This is a genomic window from Microbispora sp. NPDC046933, assembly GCF_040644635.1.
GTDB lineage: Bacteria > Actinomycetota > Actinomycetes > Streptosporangiales > Streptosporangiaceae > Microbispora.
This window is the reverse complement of sequence record NZ_JBEYWW010000024.1, coordinates 86,823-106,838: the sequence shown is the minus strand read 5'-3', so window position 1 is coordinate 106,838 and position 20,016 is coordinate 86,823. Positions and strand designations below refer to the sequence as shown.

General features: G+C 71.4%; 19 protein-coding genes. 1 reads left to right on the top strand and 18 read right to left on the bottom strand.

The window, feature by feature from the left end; translation table 11 throughout:
- Positions 1-153 precede the first annotated feature (153 nt).
- From ABZ857_RS29040 to pgsA, 18 genes are all read right to left on the bottom strand, one after another.
- Complete coding sequence (locus ABZ857_RS29040) at positions 154-660, bottom strand: adenine phosphoribosyltransferase (RefSeq protein ID WP_357048693.1); 507 nt, start codon at positions 658-660, stop codon at positions 154-156.
- 83 nt (positions 661-743) lie between these two features.
- A complete protein-coding gene (gene secF, locus ABZ857_RS29035) occupies positions 744-1,784 on the bottom strand; it encodes a protein translocase subunit SecF (protein WP_357048691.1) in 1,041 nt (346 codons plus the stop codon).
- Positions 1,784-3,517, bottom strand: a complete 1,734-nt coding sequence (gene secD, locus ABZ857_RS29030; protein ID WP_357048688.1) for a protein translocase subunit SecD — start codon at positions 3,515-3,517, stop codon at positions 1,784-1,786. Before secD ends, secF begins: the two co-directional genes overlap by 1 nt.
- 98 nt (positions 3,518-3,615) lie before the next feature.
- Positions 3,616-3,972, bottom strand: a complete 357-nt coding sequence (yajC, locus tag ABZ857_RS29025; protein WP_357048685.1) for a preprotein translocase subunit YajC — start codon at positions 3,970-3,972, stop codon at positions 3,616-3,618.
- Positions 3,973-4,232: 260 nt separating this feature from the next.
- A complete protein-coding gene (gene ruvB, locus ABZ857_RS29020) occupies positions 4,233-5,282 on the bottom strand; it encodes a Holliday junction branch migration DNA helicase RuvB (RefSeq protein WP_357048682.1) in 1,050 nt (349 codons plus the stop codon).
- A gap of 79 nt (positions 5,283-5,361) precedes the next feature.
- Positions 5,362-5,982: a Holliday junction branch migration protein RuvA gene (ruvA, locus tag ABZ857_RS29015; RefSeq protein ID WP_357048679.1), complete on the bottom strand. Its 621-nt coding sequence runs from the start codon at positions 5,980-5,982 to the stop codon at positions 5,362-5,364.
- Complete coding sequence (ruvC, locus tag ABZ857_RS29010; protein ID WP_357048796.1) at positions 5,979-6,599, bottom strand: crossover junction endodeoxyribonuclease RuvC; 621 nt, start codon at positions 6,597-6,599, stop codon at positions 5,979-5,981. The genes ruvA and ruvC overlap by 4 nt, the downstream gene beginning before the upstream one ends.
- A gap of 121 nt (positions 6,600-6,720) precedes the next feature.
- Positions 6,721-7,926, bottom strand: coding sequence for a GNAT family N-acetyltransferase (locus ABZ857_RS29005; RefSeq protein ID WP_357048676.1), 1,206 nt, complete (start codon positions 7,924-7,926; stop codon positions 6,721-6,723).
- A 142-nt stretch (positions 7,927-8,068) separates the two neighbouring features.
- A complete protein-coding gene (locus ABZ857_RS29000) occupies positions 8,069-8,821 on the bottom strand; it encodes a YebC/PmpR family DNA-binding transcriptional regulator (protein WP_357048673.1) in 753 nt (250 codons plus the stop codon).
- 3 nt (positions 8,822-8,824) lie between these two features.
- A complete protein-coding gene (gene pdxT / locus ABZ857_RS28995) occupies positions 8,825-9,415 on the bottom strand; it encodes a pyridoxal 5'-phosphate synthase glutaminase subunit PdxT (protein ID WP_357048670.1) in 591 nt (196 codons plus the stop codon).
- A 66-nt stretch (positions 9,416-9,481) separates the two neighbouring features.
- Complete coding sequence (locus ABZ857_RS28990) at positions 9,482-9,907, bottom strand: MarR family transcriptional regulator (RefSeq protein ID WP_357048667.1); 426 nt, start codon at positions 9,905-9,907, stop codon at positions 9,482-9,484.
- 86 nt (positions 9,908-9,993) lie between these two features.
- Positions 9,994-11,682: an alkaline phosphatase D family protein gene (locus ABZ857_RS28985; RefSeq protein ID WP_357048664.1), complete on the bottom strand. Its 1,689-nt coding sequence runs from the start codon at positions 11,680-11,682 to the stop codon at positions 9,994-9,996.
- A gap of 265 nt (positions 11,683-11,947) precedes the next feature.
- Positions 11,948-12,862, bottom strand: a complete 915-nt coding sequence (pdxS, locus tag ABZ857_RS28980; RefSeq protein ID WP_357048662.1) for a pyridoxal 5'-phosphate synthase lyase subunit PdxS — start codon at positions 12,860-12,862, stop codon at positions 11,948-11,950.
- Between the two features lie 107 nt (positions 12,863-12,969).
- The gene (locus ABZ857_RS28975) at positions 12,970-13,971 is read right to left on the bottom strand and encodes a DUF3048 domain-containing protein (RefSeq protein ID WP_357048659.1); all 1,002 of its coding nucleotides are present in this window, start codon (positions 13,969-13,971) and stop codon (positions 12,970-12,972) included.
- Between the two features lie 135 nt (positions 13,972-14,106).
- Complete coding sequence (locus ABZ857_RS28970; RefSeq protein ID WP_357048656.1) at positions 14,107-14,646, bottom strand: hypothetical protein; 540 nt, start codon at positions 14,644-14,646, stop codon at positions 14,107-14,109.
- A gap of 58 nt (positions 14,647-14,704) precedes the next feature.
- On the bottom strand, positions 14,705-15,838 hold the full coding sequence (locus ABZ857_RS28965) for a glycosyltransferase family 4 protein (RefSeq protein WP_357048653.1): 1,134 nt from the start codon (positions 15,836-15,838) through the stop codon (positions 14,705-14,707).
- A complete protein-coding gene (locus tag ABZ857_RS28960) occupies positions 15,835-16,809 on the bottom strand; it encodes a phosphatidylinositol mannoside acyltransferase (RefSeq protein WP_357048650.1) in 975 nt (324 codons plus the stop codon). Before ABZ857_RS28960 ends, ABZ857_RS28965 begins: the two co-directional genes overlap by 4 nt.
- Positions 16,806-17,411, bottom strand: coding sequence for a phosphatidylinositol phosphate synthase (gene pgsA / locus ABZ857_RS28955; protein WP_193207158.1), 606 nt, complete (start codon positions 17,409-17,411; stop codon positions 16,806-16,808). The genes ABZ857_RS28960 and pgsA overlap by 4 nt, the downstream gene beginning before the upstream one ends.
- A 268-nt stretch (positions 17,412-17,679) precedes the next feature.
- Here pgsA and ABZ857_RS28950 point away from each other — a divergent pair, with 268 nt between their 5' ends.
- The gene (locus ABZ857_RS28950; RefSeq protein ID WP_357048647.1) at positions 17,680-19,809 is read left to right on the top strand and encodes an elongation factor G-like protein EF-G2; all 2,130 of its coding nucleotides are present in this window, start codon (positions 17,680-17,682) and stop codon (positions 19,807-19,809) included.
- Positions 19,810-20,016: the final 207 nt, after the last annotated feature.

Here is a 20,016-nt window from a genome sequence, read left to right as displayed (position 1 = left end):
GTCGCGGGAGATCACTCCGCGATCGACCCGCGCGCTGTCGGGCACGACCACATCACGGGGCACACAGACTCCTTACGTCGAGTCCAGATTCCACAGTGTATCCGTGCTGCCACAGCACTCTCGGCCACGTGCCCCCTGACCGGCCCGCGCGGCTCAGACGGCGAGCAGGGTGCGGACGTCCAGGCCCGGCAGCCGGTCGCGGCCGGAGAGGAAGGACAGCTCCATCAGGAAGGACGCGGCCACGACCTCCGCGCCCGTCCTCCTGACCAGCTCCACGGCCGCCCGGGCCGTGCCGCCCGTGGCGAGGACGTCGTCCACGATCAGGACCCGGTCGCCGGGCTCGAAGGCGTCGGCGTGCACCTCGATCGTCGCGGAGCCGTACTCCAGATCATAGGACGCCTCGTACGTGTCGGCGGGCAATTTGCCCTTTTTACGCACTGGTACGAACCCTGCGCCGCTGTGGTAGGCCACCGGCGCGGCGAGGATGAAGCCCCGCGCCTCGATGCCGACCACCTTGTCGAACGCCAGGCCGTCCCCGAGTTCGTCCACGACCTGGGTGAAGGCCGCGTGGTCGGCCAGCAGCGGGGTGATGTCCTTGAAGAGGATGCCCGGCTTGGGGTAGTCCGGGACATCCCTGATGAGAGCCGTCCAGTCAGTCACGACGCTCACCCTAGCGGGAGACCGGAACACGACGGCGCCCCCGGAACCGGGCGGGTTCCGGGGGCGCCTGCGACGGGACGGGGTCAGCGCTTCTTGCGCTTGTCCGCGGCCGTCGTGGTGACGTTCTGCGAGCCGGCGGAGACGGGCTCCTTGGCGGCTGCCTTGGCGGCGGAGACCTGCTTGGCGTGCACCCGCTGGGCCAGCGCCTGCCACTTGGGCTCCCGCTCCTTGAGCGTGACCAGGATCGGCGTCGCCACGCACAGGGACGAGTAGGTGCCGACGATCATGCCGACGAACAGGGCCAGCGACAGGTCCTTCAGCGTGCCGGCGCCGAGCAGCGTGGTGCCGATGAACAGGATCGCCGCCACCGGCAGGATCGCCACCAGCGAGGTGTTCAGCGACCGGATCAGCGTGTGGCTGAGCGCGTTGTTGGCGGCCTGCGTGTAGGTCATCTTCGCGCTCGTGCCGAGCTTGCCCGTGACCTCCTTGATCATGTCGAAGACGACGACCGCGTCGTACAACGAGTAACCGAGGATCGTGAGGAAGCCGAGCATGGTGGCCGGGGTGACCTCGAAGCCCGACCAGGCGTAGACGCCTGCCGTGATCACGAGGTCGTGGACGAGGGCGACGATCGCCGCGAGCGCCATCCGCCACTCGAAGGCCACCGACAGGTACAGCATGATCGCGATCATGAAGACCGCGAGACCGATCCAGGCCTTCTGGGAGACCTCGCCACCCCAGGTCGCGCCGATGACCTGGGAGCTGACCTGCTCCTCCTGGATGCCGTACTTCCGGGCGACCGTCTGCTGGACCTTGGTCACCTCGTCGCCCTTGAGGCTCTCGGTGGTGACCCGCCAGTTCGGCCCGGCCTGTTGCACGATGACCTGGTGGACTCCGACGTCCGCGACGGTCTCGCGCACCTGCTCGATGCTGGAGCCGGGAGTGCGCTTGAAGTCGAAGACGGAGCCGCCGCGGAACTCCACGCCCAGGTTCAGCCCGTTCAGCGCCAGGCCCAGGATGGAGACGGCCAGCAGGAACACCGACAGGCCGTACCAGATCTTGCGCTTGCCGACGAAGTCGATGTTGATGTCGCCGCGGTAGAGGCGGCTGATCACTCCGGGCATCACGCCTCCTGCAGGGTCTGCTCGGCGGGGCTGGTGCGGCCCATGCGCTCCGCGTCGAGTCCGGACAGCTTGTGGCCCTTCGAGAAGAACCGCAACCGCGCCACGAGGGACATCAGCGGCTTGGTGAACAGGAACACCACCACGATGTCGATGAGCGTCGTCAGGCCCATCGCGAACGCGAAGCCGGCGACGTCGCCGACCGCGAGGAAGTAGAGCACCACCGCGGCGATGAACATGACGGCGTCGGCGACCAGGATGGTCCGCCGGGCGCGCCGCCAGGCCACCTCCACCGCCGAGCGCAGCGTGCGGTGACCCTCCTTGATCTCGTCGCGGATCCGTTCGAAGTAGACGATGAACGAGTCCGCGGTGATGCCGATCGAGACCACCAGACCGATGATGTGCGGCAGCGAGAGCCGGAAGCCGGCGTTGTGGCTCAGCACGTCCACCGTCAGGTATGTGAACACCGTGGCCACGCACAGGCTGGCCATGCCGATGAGCCCCAGGCCGCGGTAGTAGAGCAGCAGGTAGATCACGACGACGATCAGGCCGAGCGCGCCGGCGATCAGACCGCCGTGAAGCTGGTCCTGGCCGAGGGTCGAGGAGACCGAGACGACGGAGCTCTGCTGGAACTTCAGCGGCAGCGCGCCGTACTTGAGCTGGTCGGCCAGCTCGGTGGCGGTCTTCTGGGTGAAACTGCCGGAGATGCGGGCGCTGCCGCCGGGGATGGCCTCCTCGATCGTCGGAGCGACGATGACCACGCCGTCCAGCACGTTGGCGAGCTGGTTGCGCGGGGCCGGCAGGCTGGTGATGCGCCGGGTGATGTCGGCGAACAGCGTGGCGCCCTTCGACTTGAAGTCGACCTGGACGATCCACTCACCGGTGGTGGGGTCGGTGCCCGCCTGCGCGCCGCTGATCTCGGTGCCCTGCACCGCGGCCTTGTCCAGGATGTACCGCGCCGAGCCGTCGTCGCTGCAGGCGACGATCTGCTTGTTCGGGTCGTCGATGGCGCCCTGGCCGCGGTTCTTCGCGGTGCAGTCGATCTTGCGGAACTCGGCGAGCAGCGCCGGGTCGATGCCGCTGGTGTCCTGACCGGCCAGTGGGTCGCTGTTGTCCTCCGGGCTCGCCGTCGGCGTGGGGCTGGGAGCCGCCGAGGGCGACGCCTTGGCCCGGGCGCCCCGGGCGGTCCCGGCGCCCGCCCTGTGGTGGGTCGTGGCCCTCGTCGAGGTGCTCGGCTCCGGCGACGGCGCGGTCAGCGCCTTCGACAGGGCACGGCCCGCCGGGGTCGCGTTCCCGTTCGGGGCGGTGCTCTCCCTGGCCGGCGTGGACTTGGCCGGAGTGGCCGCCGGCGTCGCCGCGGCCGAACCGCTGGGCGTGGGCGCCGCCGTGGGCACCTGAGCCGGCGGCGCCTGGGCGGCGGCCACCGCGAGCACCTGCCGCATGCGCAGTTCGGCGGTGGTCGACACCAGCCGGAGCGCCTCGTCTCGGCCCGCTCCCGGAATCTGGATCACGATGTTCTCGTTCGACTTCGCGACCTGGGCGTCGGAGATGCCGGTGCCGTTGACGCGCTGCCGGATGATCGTCACGGCACGGTCGAGGCTCTCCTGCGACGGCGCCTTCCCGTTCGCCGTGACCGGCGAGAGCGTCACGGTGGTGCCGCCCGCGAGGTCGAGGCCGAACTTGGGAGTGAACGCCTTCTGGAGGGCGACCGTCGCGCCCATGACGAGGATGAGCACAAGGAGCAGCAGGAGTGTGCGTCCAGGCTTGCTCTGGCTACTGGTCGGTGGGGCCACTGGAGGTCAGTTCTTTCGTCGAAAGGTTGTGATCAGGCCACTCAGGACTGCTTGGTGCTTGTATCGTCACCGTTCCCCGTGTCGGGACCATCCGTCACGGTCTCTTCGGCCTCCCCGCCCGTCACCTCGTCCACAGGAGTGATCACCCGGCCGATCGCCGCCTTGGCCCAGCGGGTCTCGACGCCGGGGGCCACCTCCAGCACGACGTCGTCGTCCTGGAGGGCGACGACCGTCGCGAACAGGCCTGTCGTGGTCATGACCCGGACGCCCGGGGTGAGGGAGTTCTGCATCTGGATCTGCTCCTGCTGCCGCTTGCGCTGGGGGCGGATCAGGAGGAAGTAGAACACCACTACCAGCAAGATCAGTGGCAGGAACGTCCCAAGCGGGCTGTTACCCACGGGGGCCACCCTTCCGTAACGTGATGAACCGGCCTGACGCCGGAGGTCTTGTGCGCTTCTCACGCGGGCCACCGCGACGCTTCTCGTGTCGGCGTGAGCGGCCAGTCAAGCCACGAAGTGTATGCGAGCCCGCAGAAGCCCGGCAACGAACCCACGGCCCGGCGGGCAGGAAAGTTCCCGTTTAATGGGCTTCGCAATCGGTCTGTTACCTATTTGCCCCGGTTTCCCCTTCCAGCCTCCGCGCCGCCGCCCGGGAGCGCTCAGGCCTCGTCGAAGAGCGTGGGCACCGCCACCGAGCCGACGGCGTCAGGAGGCGGAGTCAGGCCGAGGTGCGTCCACGCGGCGGCGGTGGCGACGCGGCCCCTCGGGGTGCGGGCCAGCAGCCCCTGACGCACCAGGAAGGGCTCGGCCACGACCTCGACGGTCTCCGGCTCCTCCCCCACGGCCACCGCGAGCGTCGACAGGCCCACCGGGCCGCCGCCGAACTTGCGCAGCAGCGCCTCGAGCACGGCCCGGTCGAGCCGGTCGAGCCCCTCGGCGTCGACCTCGTACAGGTTGAGCGCCGCCGCCGCGACCTCCCTGGTGACCACGCCCTCCGCGCGGACCTCGGCGAAGTCGCGCACCCGCCGGAGCAGGCGGTTGGCGATCCGGGGCGTGCCGCGCGAGCGGCGGGCGATCTCGTGGGCGCCCTCGTCCGGCAGTTCCACCGACAGCAGCCGGGCGGAGCGCCGCAGCACCCGCTCCAGCTCGGCCACCTCGTAGAAGTCCATGTGGGCGGTGAAGCCGAACCTGTCACGCAGCGGCGCGGGCAGCAACCCCGCCCGGGTGGTTGCTCCGACCAGCGTGAACGGGGCGATGTCGAGGGGGATCGAGGTGGCGCCGGGACCCTTGCCCACGACGATGTCGACCCGGAAGTCCTCCATGGCGAGGTAGAGCATCTCCTCCGCCGGCCGGGCCATGCGGTGGATCTCGTCGATGAACAGGACCTCGCCCTCGGTCAGCGTGGACAGGATCGCGGCGAGGTCGCCCGCGCGCTCCAGCGCCGGGCCTGAGGTCATCCGCAGCGGCGCGCCCAGCTCGGAGGCGATGATCATGGCGAGCGTCGTCTTGCCGAGCCCGGGGCCGCCGCTCATCAGGACGTGGTCGGGCGGGCGGTTGCGGCGCAGGGCGCTCTCCAGCACCAGCGACAGCTGCTCGCGCACCCGGCCCTGCCCGATGAACTCGTCCAGGCGCCGGGGACGCAGCGCGGCCTCGATCACCCGCTCGTCGCCCTCCGGTTCCGGCGACACGAGATCCCGCTCGAAGCTCACTCGACACCATCCGCTCGGCCTGCCGGGACCCGTCCGCTTCCCGGTGAAACTTTCATCGAACCGTCAGCCAGTCACGCGGTCACCGCGCGCTCAGCGCGCGCAGGGCGGACTTGAGCAGCGCGGCCACCTGCGGGGTGCGGCCGGCCGCGACCTCCGCCTCGGCCTCCGCGCTGACCGCCGCGACCGCCTCGTCGGCGTCCCGTGACGAGTAGCCGAGCCCGACCAGTCCCGAGTGGACCTGGTCGCGCCAGACGGGCGGCGCCGCCGCGCCGTTGATCGCGGCGTCGACGGCCGCGGCCGGGGTGCCGAGCTTGTCCTTGAGTTCGAGCACGATGCGCTGCGCGCCCTTCTGGCCGATGCCGGGCACCATCGTCAGGGCCTTGATGTCGCCGCTCGCCACCGCGACCCGCAGCGCGTTGGGCGCGTGGACCGCGAGCATGGCCAGGGCCAGGCGCGGCCCGACCCCGCTGGCCGTCTGGAGCAGCTCGAAGACCGTGCGCTCGTCGTCGGAGGCGAAGCCGTACAGCGTGAGCGAGTCCTCGCGGACGACGAGCGAGGTGGACAGCCGGGCGGGTTCGCCGACGCGCAGCCCGGCCAGGGTGCCCGGGGTGCAGTGGACGAGCATCCCGACTCCGCCCACCTCGACCACGGCGCTGTCGGCCCCGATCGCCGCCACCTGCCCCGCAACGGATGCGATCACCGCGTGTCCCCTCCCCGGTCCGGACGCCCGGCCGCGACGTCGCCGGGCCTCCCAGTCCTACCAGAGCCCCCAGTGCCAGTGGTGCCAGTAGTGCCCGCACCCCCGGAACGGGCCCGGGCCAGGGCGTCGGCCAGGCGGTGCTGCACGCCGCCGCGCCAGACGTGGCAGATGGCCAGGGCGAGCGCGTCGGCCGCGTCCGCCGGCTTGGGCATGGCGTCGAGCCGCAGCAGCCGGGTGACCATCGTGCCGACCTGCTTCTTGTCGGCGTTGCCGTTGCCCGTGATGGCGGCCTTGACCTCGCTCGGCGTGTGCAGCGCGACCGGCAGCCCCCGCCGGGCCGCGCAGACGATCGCGACGGCCGACGCCTGGGCCGTCCCCATGACCGTGCGGACGTTGTGCTGGGCGAAGACCCGCTCGACGGCGACCGCGTCGGGCCTGATCTCGTCGAGCCAGCGCTCGATCTCCGCCTCGATGACGACCAGCCGGGACCCGATGTCGTCGTCGGCCGGGGTGCGGACCACCCCGACCGACAGCAGGCTCAGCGGCGCGCCAGGACGGCCCTCCACGGCGCCGAGGCCGCACCGCGTCAGCCCCGGGTCCACGCCCATCACCCGCAGTTGGGGCAACCGCACCGGCACGCCTCCCTGATCCCGGCGGCGCGGCCACGGCGCGGCCGCCACTGCGCCGAACATCTGTTCGGTCGGTCACTCTATCGCGATCAGCGGCCGCGCGGGTGCGTCAGAAGTAGTCGACCATGTACGCGGCGCAGCCGAACGCGGCGTCCAGCGCGTCGTCGGCCTCGGGAGAGCCGCCGGTCAGCAGGCCGGCGCGGCGGAGCGTGGCCGTGGGCACGCCGGCGAACAGCGCGGACATCCCGCCGATCGTGAGCCGCGTCGCGTCCCCGTGTGCCCCCTCACCACGCGCCGCGTCCCGCCGCGTCACCGAGCCGGAGCCGCCGTCCACCCGCAGCAGCCACGTGCCCGTGTTGCCCGGGCGCCGGGAGTCGGTCACCTCGACGGGGGTCTCGACGGACACCCCTGCGGGGAAACCGCGCCCCTCGACCGCGGCGGGCAGGTCGATCAGCCGGAACATCCACCGGGTCTGGCTGACCTCGTCCTTCGACCGCTCCCGCAGCATCCAGAGAACCGGGTCGGCCGGGTCGACGCAGGCGGTCACCGACTTCGCGACGGACGAGGCGCTGCCGACCATCGACCACAGGGCCCGGGCCGTCGCCTCCGACCCCGCCAGCAGGTTGTCGACCTCGATGTCCCCGTCGCTCCACCGGTAGACGACGAACCCGTCGTCGGCCAGGTAGCAGAAGTCGTCGTCGTCCTCCAGCCACAGCCGCCAGGTCCGTTCGTCGAAGCACAGCGGCCCGCTCGCGCGGGTGGCGGCGTGCACCCGGCCGATCAGGGCCACGAGCTCGGCCGCGTCGGCGGGGCCCATCCGGCGCAGCTTGACCGCGTCGACGCCGTTGACAGCGCCGCCGGGGCCGCCGGGGCCGCCCAGCGTACGCAGCGCCTCGGCGGGCACGGTGATCCGGTGGAGCACGCCGGCGTGCTCGTAGCCCGCGCTGCGGTACAGCGGCGTGGTGGCCGGGTAGAGCGCGGAGACCGCGTGGCCGAGCTCCGCGCAGCGCTCGACCACCGCGTCCATGAGCGCCCGGCCCACTCCCCTGCCGCGGTCCTCCGGCGCCACCGTCACGCTCGCCACGCCGCCCATCGACTGCGGGCGGCCGTGCCACCACTGGACGTACGGGTTGACCCTGGCGGTGCCGAGAAGGCGGGAGCCGTCGAAGGCGCCCAGGTAACGGCCCTCGGGCAGCATCGGGGAGACGAGCTTGCGCCAGGTCTCGGCGCCGCCGCCGGACAAGGGGCCGAAGGCGCGCCTGCGGTTGTCGAGGACGGCGTCCAGATCGTCGCTGGTGAGATGACGGATTTCCACAACCGGCCAAGCTATGCGGGCCCCGGCGGACTCTGCCACCGGTTTTCCGCCCCCTCGCCGCCCTGGGGCCGAGGGCCCGTGCCTCCCTGGGGCCGAGGGCCCGTGCCTCCCTGGGGCCGAGGGCCCGTGCCCGGCTCCGGCGTCAGGCTTCGACCTTCTCCATGACCTCGTCGCTCACGTCGAAGTTCGCCCACACGTTCTGCACGTCGTCGCTGTCCTCGAGCGCGTCGATGAGCTTGAAGACCTTGCGGGCGCCATCCTCGTCGAGAGGGACGTTGAGCGTGGGGACGAAGCTCATCTCGGCCGACTCGTAGTCGATGCCCGCGTCCTGCAGCGCCTTGCGCACCGGGATGAGGTCGGAGGCCTCGCAGACCACCTCGAAGTTCTCGCCGAGGTCGTTGACCTCCTCGGCCCCCGCGTCGAGGACGGCCATGAGCACGTCGTCCTCGGTCAGCGAGCCCTTGGGGACGATCACGACGCCCTTGCGGTTGAACATGTACGACACCGAGCCGGGGTCGGCGAGCGAGCCGCCGTTGCGGGTCAGCGCCACGCGCACCTCGGACGCCGCGCGGTTGCGGTTGTCGGTGAGGCACTCGATGAGGACCGCGACGCCGCCGGGGGCGTAGCCCTCGTACATGATCGTCTGCCAGTCGGCGCCGCCGGCCTCCAGGCCGCCGCCGCGCTTGCGGGCCCGCTCGATGTTGTCGATCGGGACCGAGTTCTTCCTGGCCTTGGTGATGGCGTCGAACAGCGTGGGGTTGCCGTCCGGGTCGGGCCCGCCGGTCCTGGCCGCGACCTCGATGTTCTTGATGAGCTTGGCGAAAAGCTTGCCGCGCTTGGAGTCCAGCGCCGCCTTCTTGTGCTTCGTCGTCGCCCATTTGGAGTGGCCGGACATCGCCTAGAGCTCCCTCACCATTTCGACAAAATACGAGTGCACCCGCGCGTCGCCGGTCAGCTCCGGGTGGAAGGACGTCGCGAGCAACGGTCCCTGTCGGACCGCGACGATCCTATCCCCAGCTTCGGTGCGGCCCAGCACCTTCACATCGGGCCCCACGGACTCGACCCAGGGCGCGCGGATGAACACGGCCCTGATCGTCCCGCGCCCGGCGAAGTCGAGATCGGCCTCGAACGAGTCGACCTGGCGGCCGAAGGCGTTGCGGCGGACCACCATGTCGATGCCGCCCAGCGTCTCCTGACCCTCGATGCCGCCCTCGATCCGGTCGGCCAGCATGATCATCCCGGCGCACGAGCCGTAGGCGGGCATGCCCTCCTTGATCCGCAGCCGGAGCGGTTCGAGCAGCTCGAAGGTGGTGGCGAGCTTCCACATCGTGGTCGACTCCCCGCCCGGGACGACCAGCGCGTCCACCGCGGCGAGCTCCTCCTGCCTGCGCACCGGCGTGGCGGTCGCGCCCGACTCCTCCAGAGCGCGGATGTGCTCGCGCACGTCGCCCTGCAGGGCGAGCACGCCGATCTTGGGTGCGGACGTCACGGTTTCCCTTCCTGTGGTGGCCCTGTTCAGGGTATGGCCGCGGTCTTGCGCGCCCAAAACGATAAATCAGACACGACCCAGCTTGGCCAGGGCGGGAAGGGCGCGGGCGATGGCCGAGCGCTCCTCGGGGGTCAGCGCGCCCAGCCGGCCGGAAAGATAGGCGATCCTGGCCTGCCGTACGGCCCGGAGGCGGTCGCGGCCCTCGCCCGTCAGCTCGACGGTGCGCACCCGCGCGTCGGAGGCGTCGGTGCCCCGCGCGACGAGGCCAGCCTCCTCCAGGCGGTTGACCTGCACGCTCATCGTCGGCAGCTGCACGCCGTGCTCCTCGGCCAGCTCGGTCATCCGGCGCGCGCCGTCCTCCAGGGAGCCGAGCACGGAGTACTGCTGGGCGGTGACCGGCTGCCCCGCCGTCGTACGGCGCAGCAGCATCACGATGTGGCGCAGCTCACGTGACAGGTTCTCGGCGAGCCGTCCGGTGTCGTCGGTCGTCATAGCAGGTCACGATAACGGTGGCCGGTCGGCGGCAGTCGAAGCGGGCGGCGCCCCGGAAAGGGGACGCCGCCCGCCTGAGCGCGAGGTCAGGGGCGCTCGGTCTCCTGCCGCACGGTCGCCTCCGCCATGTCCTCGGCCGTCATCTCACGCCGCGCCGCGATCGCGGGGTCGAGCGGGCGCAGGTAGGTCCGCTGCACGCCGGGCACCCTGTCCTCGATCACGAACGTCGCCCGGGTGTGCACCTCGGAGCCGGGGACCGAGACGACGGGCACCACCCTGAAGTCGGCGGTCAGCGCGTCCCTGTCGATCGTGGTCAGGACGTAGCCGCGCTGGTTGTTGTAGAACTTCAGGTGCGGGTTGATCTGCAGGAACGGGTGCGCCGCCGGGTCGGAGTCGGCACCGTCGCCGGTGGTGCTGATGGAGGTCGTCACCAGCTCGGATCCGACCGTGGGACCGGTCGGGTCGTCGTAGTCCAGCTTCAGGTCGCTCGCCCAGTGCGCGTGCACGTCCCCCGTGAGCACGACGGGGTTGCGCACGCCGGCGTCGATCCAGCCCTGGGTGACCCGCCGCCGCGACGCGACGTAGCCGTCCCAGGCGTCCTGGCTGGTGATCTTCGCCGGTCCGGCGTTGTTGTCGCGCTGGGCGAAGAAGACCTGCTGGCCGATGACGTCCCAGCGCGCCCGCGAGCGCCGGAACCCGTCGAGCAGCCACGCCTCCTGCTCGAAGCCCATGATCGAGCGGGCCGGGTCGACCGCCGCGGGGCAGTCCTTGTAGCCGTCGCCGCAGCCCTGGTCGTCGCGGAACTGCCGGGTGTCGAGCATGTGGAAGTTCGCCATCGCCCCCCACCTGACGCGCCGGTAGAGCTGCATGTCGACGCCGCGCGGCACCGAGGTGCGGCGCAGCGGCATGTTCTCGTAGTAGGCGCGGAAGGCGGCGGCCCGGCGTTCGAGGAAGGTGGGCTGCTCCTCCGGGCGCTCCGGCATCTCGTCGGCCCAGTTGTTGTCCACCTCGTGGTCGTCGAAGACGACCAGCCACGGCGCGCCGGCGTGCGCGGCCTGCAGGTCGGGGTCGGTCTTGTACTGCGCGTGCCGCCGGCGGTAGTCCGCCAGCGTCACCGTCTCCGGCCCCTCGTGGTCGCGTACGTTGCCGCCGGGGGCGACGTAGGTGTTCTTGGTGTACTCGTACTGGTAGTCGCCCAGGTGGAGGACCAGGTCCGGGTGGTCCTCGGCCAGGCGCCGGTAGGAGGTGAAGTAGCCGTGCTCGTACTGCGCGCAGGACACGAAGGCCATCGTGAGCGGGCCGCCGAACGTCAGGGGGTGCGGCGCGGTCAGGGCCCTTCCGGCCGGTGAGACGTACGGCCCGAGGCGGAAGCGGTACCAGTACTCCCTGCCGGGCTCCAGGTGGTCCACCTCGACGTGGACGCTGTGCCCCCGTTCCGGGCTCGCCTCGGCCACACCCGCCCGCACCACGTGGCGGCAGCGCTCGTCGGCGTAGACCTGCCACTGCACGGCGAACGTCCGCTGCGGCATGCCGCCGAGCCCGTCCTCGGCCAGCGGCTGCGGGGCGAGGCGGGTCCAGATCACGAAGCCGGCGTGGTCGGGGTCGCCCGAGGCCACGCCGAGCGTGAACGGGTCGGAACGCGGGCCGCGGGAGGCCGGTTCGCCCGCCGCCTCAGGCGTGGGCGCGGGGGCCGCCGAGGCGGCGGCGGGGAGCGCGGCGACGGCGCCCGCGGCGAGTCCGGTGACGAGGAAGGCACGACGATCGAGGCCGGGCAATTGGGCTCCCTGTGACGATCGGAGGCGGGACGCCCGCAGCCTGACGATCGATCGTGACGGCACAGTAAAGATCCGCGGAACGATATCGGTCCCCCAAAAGGCGGCATCACCCCCCCGGTCAGAACAATTCCGGCATAACGCCGAAAAGGAGCCGTACACGCAGAACGCTCGGCTGGGATGTCCCAGCCGAGCGTCTCGCCTCACCTCCGGCAGTCGCCGGCCGGCACGCCGCTCTCGACGGCTTCTTGAATCTTCCGGGAGAGGTCTACCAGCCGCGCTCGGCGAGGCGGTGCGGCACCGGGATGTCGTCGACGTTGATGCCGACCATCGCCTCGCCCAGACCGCGCGAGACCTTGGCGATCACGTCGGGGTCGTCGTAGAACGTGGTGGCCTTGACGATGGCGGCGGCGCGCTTGGCGGGGTCGCCGGACTTGAAGATGCCCGAGCCGACGAACACGCCCTCGGCGCCGAGTTGCATCATCATCGCGGCGTCGGCCGGGGTGGCGATGCCCCCCGCGGTGAACAGCACCACCGGCAGCTTGCCGGTCTTGGCGACCTCGGCCACCAGCTCGTACGGCGCCTGCAGTTCCTTGGCGGCGACGTACAGCTCGTCCTCGGGCAGCGAGGTGAGGCGCTTGAGCTCGCCCCGGATCTTGCGCATGTGGGTGGTGGCGTTGGAGACGTCGCCGGTCCCGGCCTCGCCCTTGGAGCGGATCATCGCGGCGCCCTCGGTGATGCGGCGCAGCGCCTCGCCGAGGTTGGTGGCCCCGCACACGAAGGGGACGGTGAACTGCCACTTGTCGATGTGGTTGGCGTAGTCGGCCGGGGTCAGGACCTCGGACTCGTCGATGTAGTCGACGCCGAGCGCCTGGAGCACCTGGGCCTCGACGAAGTGGCCGATCCTGGCCTTGGCCATCACCGGAATCGACACGGCGTTGATGATGCCCTCGATCATGTCGGGGTCGCTCATCCGGGACACCCCGCCCTGGGCGCGGATGTCGGCGGGGACGCGCTCCAGCGCCATGACGGCGACGGCTCCGGCGTCCTCGGCGATCTTGGCCTGCTCCGGGGTGACGACGTCCATGATGACACCGCCCTTGAGCATCTCGGCCATGCCGCGCTTCACGCGGGCGGTGCCGACGGCGGTGGTCTCGTTGACTTCGGGGGTGCTGCTGGACACGGTGCTACCTCACGACGGCGGGCCTACGGAATCCCCTCCATGGTAGGTGCTGGCCGATCCCGCCCCAGACGCACCCATATGTCAGGATCGAGCAGGCCTTTTGTCCATCATGGCGCGACGGGCTTGCGCGAGGCGAGCACGACCCAGACCTGGCCGCGGGCGAACGGCATGGGTGAGCCGTCGGCCATGGTGTAGGTGGTGCCCTCCTTCTCGGAGGCGCGCGACCACTTCACCCGGTAGGCCTGGCCGTCCCTGAGCACGACGCCGGTGCCCTTGCCCACCGTGTGCACGAGCGGGGTGTAGCTGCCGGTGAAGTCGTGGAACTCCGAACGGTCGGTCTTCACCCACTGGATGACGATCGTGGGGGCGCCCTGCTGGCCGCCCTCCGCGGCCATGTCCTTCTCGCCGTCCTGCGTCACCAGCCAGCGCTTCTGGGCCGCCGACCAGGCGAACGTGAAGCGGGCCGCCGGGTAGCGGACGGAGACGCTCTTCTGCGGCGTGCCCCCGGCCGGCGGTTCGTCGGAGAAGACGAACCCGATGTCGTCGGCCTTGCTCGCCTCCGGCGCCTTGGCGAGCAGCTTCCTGGGGCTGCCGACCAGGTTGTACGGCGCGACCCGGCCCTGCGCACGGGTGTACGCGCCGGGGACCCGGCTGTCGGACACGTCGAACAGCGAGGCCTTCTGGACGTAGGGGATCATCTTCGTCTGCACCCCGGAGTAGGCCAGGGCGGGCTTGCCGAACATCGGGAGGATGTGCAGGTCGGAGATGCGGGCACTGCGGACCGGCCCCACCTGCGCGGGCAGCTTCGAGGAGAAGATCGCCATGAGCCGGGTGAGCCCGCCCTCGACCTGCTCGACGAAGACGATGTCGGCGCTGCGCAGGCCCATCTGCGGCTTGCCCGCGTGGGTGTTCTCGATCTTCACCGCGAGGACCGGCTTGCGGGCGGCGACGGGGCGGCCGGTGAACGGGTGCTCGGGAGGCGGCGTCGGCGACGGGGACGCCAGCGGGCTCGCGTCCTGGGACTGGGCGGCGGGCTTGTCGTCGCCCGAACACGCGGTTCCGGTCAGGATGACCGCCATGGCCAGCGTGAAGCCGATCCCTGCCCGCACCGTATCCCGCTCCTCCCGGTGGAGAGCCCCGCCACCAGGCACGACGGACCTGGCCCACGCGGACCCGTTGACCAGCATGGCAATGAAACGGCATGAGCTTACCGGGATTGACCCGAAATGCCCGACAAAAAGTGACTATCCAGTAGCGAGGGCTTCGGGCGGCTCGTCGTCGATGTCGAAGAAGCGGGGCGGATCGGTGTGCCCGGCCAGGCGCAGCGTGCGGGCCAGCCAGCGCCGCTGCGCCGTACGGGTGACGCCGGCGGCGTTGTTGTAGAACCTGCGCGAGTAGACGACCTTGGCGACCGCGGTGTCCAGCTCCTCCAGCAGTGCCTCCCCCGCGGGGTGCTCGGCCAGCTTCTCCCGGAACCGCTCCTGGTCGACCACCGCGCGCAGCGTCCTGGACAGGTCGCTCTCGGCGTGCTCGCGCTCGTCCGGGCCGGCCGTACGGGCCTCGTGGGCGGCCGCCGCGAGCACCAGGGAGGTGGCGGGGTCGAGGATGCGCGAGCCGGCGAGCTCCAGGCAGACCGCGGCGCGGCGCAGCAGCGCGGCGTCGAGCGCGGCCTGCGCGGTCTCCAGTCGGATGTGGAGACGGTCGAGCCGCCCGGCCCGCCATGAGACGTAGACGGCGAACAGCACGACGACCACGGCCGCCACGAGGATCAGGGTCGTGGTCACGCCGGCACCTCCCCGCGCGGCGCCGGGCCGCCGCGCCCGGCCGCGCCTGTGTCGATCGTCACGGCAGCACGTCCTCCACCACACCCGTGCTGGAGTGGGTCACCGTCTCGTAGACGCGCACGACCTCCCGCGCGACCGTCGACCAGTCGTACTTCCACACGGCCTGGCGGGCCTCGTCGGAGAGCTTCGCGCGGCGCTCGGGGTCGTCGAGCAGCCGGGCGGCCTCCCTGGCCAGGGCGGCGGGGTCCCCGGTGGCGAACAGCGCCCCCGCCTGCCCCTCGCCCAGCACGCGCCGGAAGGCGGGGATGTCGCTGGCGAGGATCGGCGCCCCGGCCGACATGGCCTCGGTGAGCACGATGCCGAAGCTCTCCCCGCCGAGGTTGGGCGCGCAGAAGACGTCCACGGAATGGTAGGCGCGCACCTTGTCGGCCTCGCTGACCATGCCGAGCAGCCCGACTCTGTCCCGGTACGGCTTGGGCACCCGGCCGAGCACGTCGTCGGGGTCGCCCGGGCCGGCGATCAGCAACCGCAGCCCGGGCCGCTCGGGGGCCAGCAGGGCGAAGGCCTCCAGCAGCACGGCCAGGCCCTTGCGCGGCTCGTCCATCCGCCCGAGGAACCCGATCACGTTGCCGTCCGGGCCCCAGCCCGGCAGCGGCTCGCCCTCGGCATACCTGCGCACCGTGACGCCGTTGGGGATCAGCACCGCGTCGCCGCCGAGGTGCTCCACCAGCGTCTTGCGGGCGGCGTCGGAGACCGCGATCCTGCCCGTGATCTTCTCCAGCGCGCTCTGCAGCATCGGCGCGGCCACCGACATCGCCCGCGACCGCTCGTAGGAGGCGTGGAACGTCGCCACGATGGGCCCGCGGGCGACCCAGCAGGCGAGCACGCCGAGGGACGGCACGGCGGGCTCGTGCACGTGCAGCACGTCGAACCCGCCCTCCCTGATCCACTTGCGCACCCGGTTCGCCGACAGGAACCCGAACGCCAGGCGGGCGACCGATCCGTTGTACGGCACGGGCACGGCGCGGCCCGCCGGGGTCACGTACGCCTCCAGTTCGGCGTCGTCGGCCGCGGGGGCGATGACGGACACCTTGTGCCCGTCATCGATGAGCGCCTCGGCGAGGTCCCTGATGTGCGCCTGCACGCCCCCGGGGACCTCCCAGGTGTACGGGCAGACGATGCCGACGTTCACGACCCGGCCCCGGCGCGGGGCTCCAGGTCGTCGAGCCACAGGCGCTGGAGCATGTGCCAGTCCTCCGGATGCTCGGCGATGCCCTTCTCGAACACCGCCGCCATGGCCTGGGTCATCACCCGGGCCTTCTCCTCCCGCGTCCCCTCGGTCGGGACCGGGATCTCCTCGTGGATCCGGATGCCCCAGCCGTCCCCGTCGAACCACAGCACGGCGGGCAGCAGCGCGGCTCCGGTCTGGATCGCCAGCACGGCCGGTCCGGCGACCATGCGCGTTCTGGCGCCGAAGAACTCGACCTCGACGCCGGAGGCGGTCAGGTCGCGCTCGGCGGGCAGGCAGACCGGCCTGCCCTCGCGCAGCCGCTTGGCGAGCGTGCCGAACGCCATCGCGCTGCCGCCGTCTCTGGCGGTCAGCGGCAGCACCTCCATGCCGAGCCGCTCACGGTAGGCCACGAAGCGCTCGAACAGCGACTCCGGCTTCAGCCGCTCGGCGACGGTGGTGAAGCGGTGCCCCATGTGGACCAGCCAGGCCCCGGCGAGGTCGTAGTTGCCCATGTGGGGCAGCGCGACCACCACTCCCCTGCCCCGGGCGAGGTTGTCGAAGATGTGCTCGCCCCCGGTGGCCCGGGTGCCGTCGAGGATGCGCTCGCGGGTGTAGGCGGTGAAGCGGAACGACTCCATCCAGTAGCGGAAGTAGGAGCGCATGCCGGCCCGGCTCAGGTCGCGTACGGCGTGGTCGACGGGGTCGCCGCCGACGACGCGGGCCAGGTTGGCCTCCAGGCGGCGCACGGACCTGCCCCGCCTGCGCCACAGCCAGTCGGCGAGGACCCGGAAGAACCAGGCGGCCAGCCGTTCCGGCACGTATCGGACCACGGCCCAGCCGACGGTGTACGCCGCCGCGACCAGCCGGTCGGCGAGGGCCGCCGCGCCGGGTCGCGAGGGCCGCCCGGGGGGTGGGCCGGCCGTGCCCTTCATCTGACCACCGCCTGTCTGTAGACGTGCACCATCCGCTGGACCACCGTGACGGCGCTGGCGGCGGCGAGCAGCCAGAGCCCGGCCGCCAGGACGTACGGCACGCCGAGGCCGGACAGGCCGGCCGCGACGAGCACGACCACGAGACGCTCCCCCCGTTCGGCGATGCCGACGTTCGCGGTCATGCCGAGGCCCTCGGCCCTGGCCTTGGCGTAGGAGACCAATGCTCCCGCGACGAGGCAGAAGAGCGCGACTGTCGCGAGGACGATCTCGGGCTCGTCCTTGAGGACGAAGTAGAGGATCAGCCCCGAGAAGATCGAGGCGTCGCCGAGACGGTCGAGCGTGGAGTCCAGGAAGGCGCCCCACGTGCTCCCCTTGCCCGTCATCCGGGCCAGCACGCCGTCCAGGAGGTCGGCGAGCACGAAGAACGTGATGACGAGCGTTCCCGCGAACAGATGCCCGAGCGGGTAGAAGGCGAGAGCCGAGGCCACCACTCCGAGCGTGCCGATCGTTGTGATCACGTCGGGCGAGATCCCCCAGCGGGCGAGGGCTCGCCCCAGCGGGGTCATGACTCGGGTGACGGCGGGGCGCAGGATGTTCAACATCGCGGTCCGATCGTAGGCCATCCAGCGCCGCCGCACCTCGCAAGCACATTCCGCCGAAAAGTCTTGTGATATGCGCCACATGGGTAAAGGGTGAAGAGCACGCGCCCGCAGGGCCGCGCGGAGATGTCACGGAGGTGAACCCCCGTGTCAGCGGCCGCACGGTCGTGAGAGGGCGGCCCCCGGGCGCGGGAACAGCGACGGCACGAGCGGCCGGCGCGGGGTGCGTGCCACGTGCCCATCCCGACCGCTCAGAGATTCGGGAGGCGATGTGGCCGAAAGATCAACCGGCGCGACAACAGGGGCCGCGGGCAGGGCACCCGCGGCCGATCGGCCGGACATGGTGCGCAATGTCGTGCTGGTCGGCCATTCCGGGGCCGGGAAGACCACGCTGGTCGAGGCGCTGCTCGCGGAGACGGGCACCGTCCAGCGTCCCGGCCGGGTCGAGGACGGCACCACGGTCAGCGACTTCGACGAGGTGGAGGTGCGCCAGCAGCGTTCCGTCAACCTGTCGGTCGCCCCCGTCGTCCACAACGGCATCAAGATCAATTTCCTGGACACCCCGGGGTACGCGGACTTCGTCGGCGACCTGCGGGCCGGGCTGCGCGCGGCCGACGCGGCGCTGTTCGTCGTCTCGGCGGCCGAGGGCGTGGACGGGCTCACCCGGATGCTCTGGGAGGAGTGCGCGCTCGTCGGGATGCCCCGCGCCGTGGTCATCACCAAGATCGACCATCAGCGGGCCAACTTCGACGAGGTCCTCGCCACCTGCCAGGACGCGTTCGGCGACGGCGTGGCGCCGCTCTACCTGCCGGTGGACGGCACCGGGCTGCTCGGCCTGCTGTCGCAGCGGCTGTTCGACTACGGCGGCGGGCGCCGGACCGAGCGGGAGCCGGACGCCGACCAACTGGCGCTCATCGAGCAGTACCGCGGCGACCTCATCGAGGGGATCATCCAGGAGAGCGAGGACGAGTCCCTGATGGACCGCTACCTCTCCGGCGAGACGATCGACACCAAGGTGCTCATCGACGACCTGGAGAAGGCGGTCGCGCGGGCCGGCTTCTACCCGGTCCTCGCCACGGCGCCCGGCGTCGGCATGCTGGAGCTGCTGGAGATCGTCACGCAGGGCTTCCCGTCGCCCCTGGAGCACCCGCTGCCGAAGATCACCGGGATCGACGGCAAGCCGTGCAAGGAGATCAGCGCCGACCCGGACGGCCCGCTCGTGGCCGAGGTCGTGAAGACCACGAGCGACCCGTACGTCGGGCGGATCAGCCTGGTCCGGGTCTTCTCGGGCACGCTGCGCCCGGACATGACCGTGCACGTCTCGGGCCACGGCCTGGCGGAACGGGGGCACGAGGACCACGACGTCGACGAGCGGGTGGGCACGCTGTCGTCGCCGCTCGGCAAGCTGCAGCGGACCATGGGCAAGTGCGTCGCCGGGGACATCTGCGCGGTCGCCAAGCTGTCGCGGACCGAGACGGGCGACACGCTCTCCGACAAGGACGACCCGCTGCTGGTCGAGGCGTGGACCATGCCGGAACCGCTGCTGCCGGTCGCGATCAGGGCGAGGTCCAAGGCCGACGAGGACAAGCTCAGCCAGGCCCTGGGCCGCCTGGTCGCGGAGGACCCGACCCTGCGGCTGGAGAACAACGCCGAGACCCGCCAGCTCGTGCTGTGGTGCATGGGCGAGGCGCACTCCGACGTCCTGCTCGACCGCCTGGCCAAGCGGCACGGGGTCGAGGTCGAGAAGATCGACCTGCGCGTGCCGCTGCGGGAGACCTTCGCCGGCAAGGCGCAGGGCCTGGGGCGCAACGTCAAGCAGACCGGCGGCCACGGGCAGTACGCGATCTGCCACATCGAGGTCGAGCCGCTGCCCTCGGGCGGCGGGTTCGAGTTCGTCGACAAGATCGTGGGCGGGGTGGTGCCGAGGCAGTTCATCCCGTCCGTGGAGAAGGGCGTGCGGGCCCAGATGGAACGGGGGGTCGTCGCCGGCTATCCGATGGTCGACGTGCGCGTCACGCTCTACGACGGCAAGGCCCACTCGGTCGACTCCTCGGACATGGCCTTCCAGATCGCCGGTCAGCTCGCGCTCAAGGACGCCGCGTCCAAGGTGGCGACGCACCTGCTCGAACCGGTGGACGAGGTGTCGGTGCTCGTGTCGGACGAGTACGTCGGGGCCGTGATGTCCGATCTGTCCTCCCGCCGTGGCAGGGTGCTCGGCACCGAGCCGGTCGGCACCGGCCGCACGCTGGTGCGCGCCGAGGTGCCGCAGCTCGAGATCACGCGGTACGCGATCGACCTGCGCTCGCTGTCCCACGGGGCGGGCACGTTCACCCGTTCCTTCCTGCGGTACGAACCCCTGCCCGCGCACCTGGCCGACAAGGTGGCCGCGGCGGGCGAGTAAGTAGTCCGATCGGGAACGGTCGGAGACCCGGCGGCCCGCCTCCCGGCCGCCGGGGCCCGGCCGCGTCCGCGCAGCTCACCCGCACCGTCGCCGCGTGCGGGTTTCGCACCTCCGGGGCAAGGGGAGCCCCAGAGGGTGCCTCGCGTCACATGCGTATCACAAGTTCATTTCGTTTTTCTGGCTAAACCGCTCTTTTGCCGGTGTAAG

Bases quoted from the DNA above. Each gene is read 5' to 3' on its own strand.
- ABZ857_RS28960 (WP_357048650.1), bottom strand. From the start codon at position 16,809: ATGAAGGGCACGGCCGGCCCACCCCCCGGGCGGCCCTCGCGACCCGGC.
- ABZ857_RS29000 (WP_357048673.1), bottom strand. From the start codon at position 8,821: ATGTCCGGCCACTCCAAATGGGCGACGACGAAGCACAAGAAGGCGGCG.
- ABZ857_RS28990 (WP_357048667.1), bottom strand. From the start codon at position 9,907: ATGACGACCGACGACACCGGACGGCTCGCCGAGAACCTGTCACGTGAG.
- secF (WP_357048691.1), bottom strand. From the start codon at position 1,784: ATGCCCGGAGTGATCAGCCGCCTCTACCGCGGCGACATCAACATCGAC.
- pgsA (WP_193207158.1), bottom strand. From the start codon at position 17,411: ATGTTGAACATCCTGCGCCCCGCCGTCACCCGAGTCATGACCCCGCTG.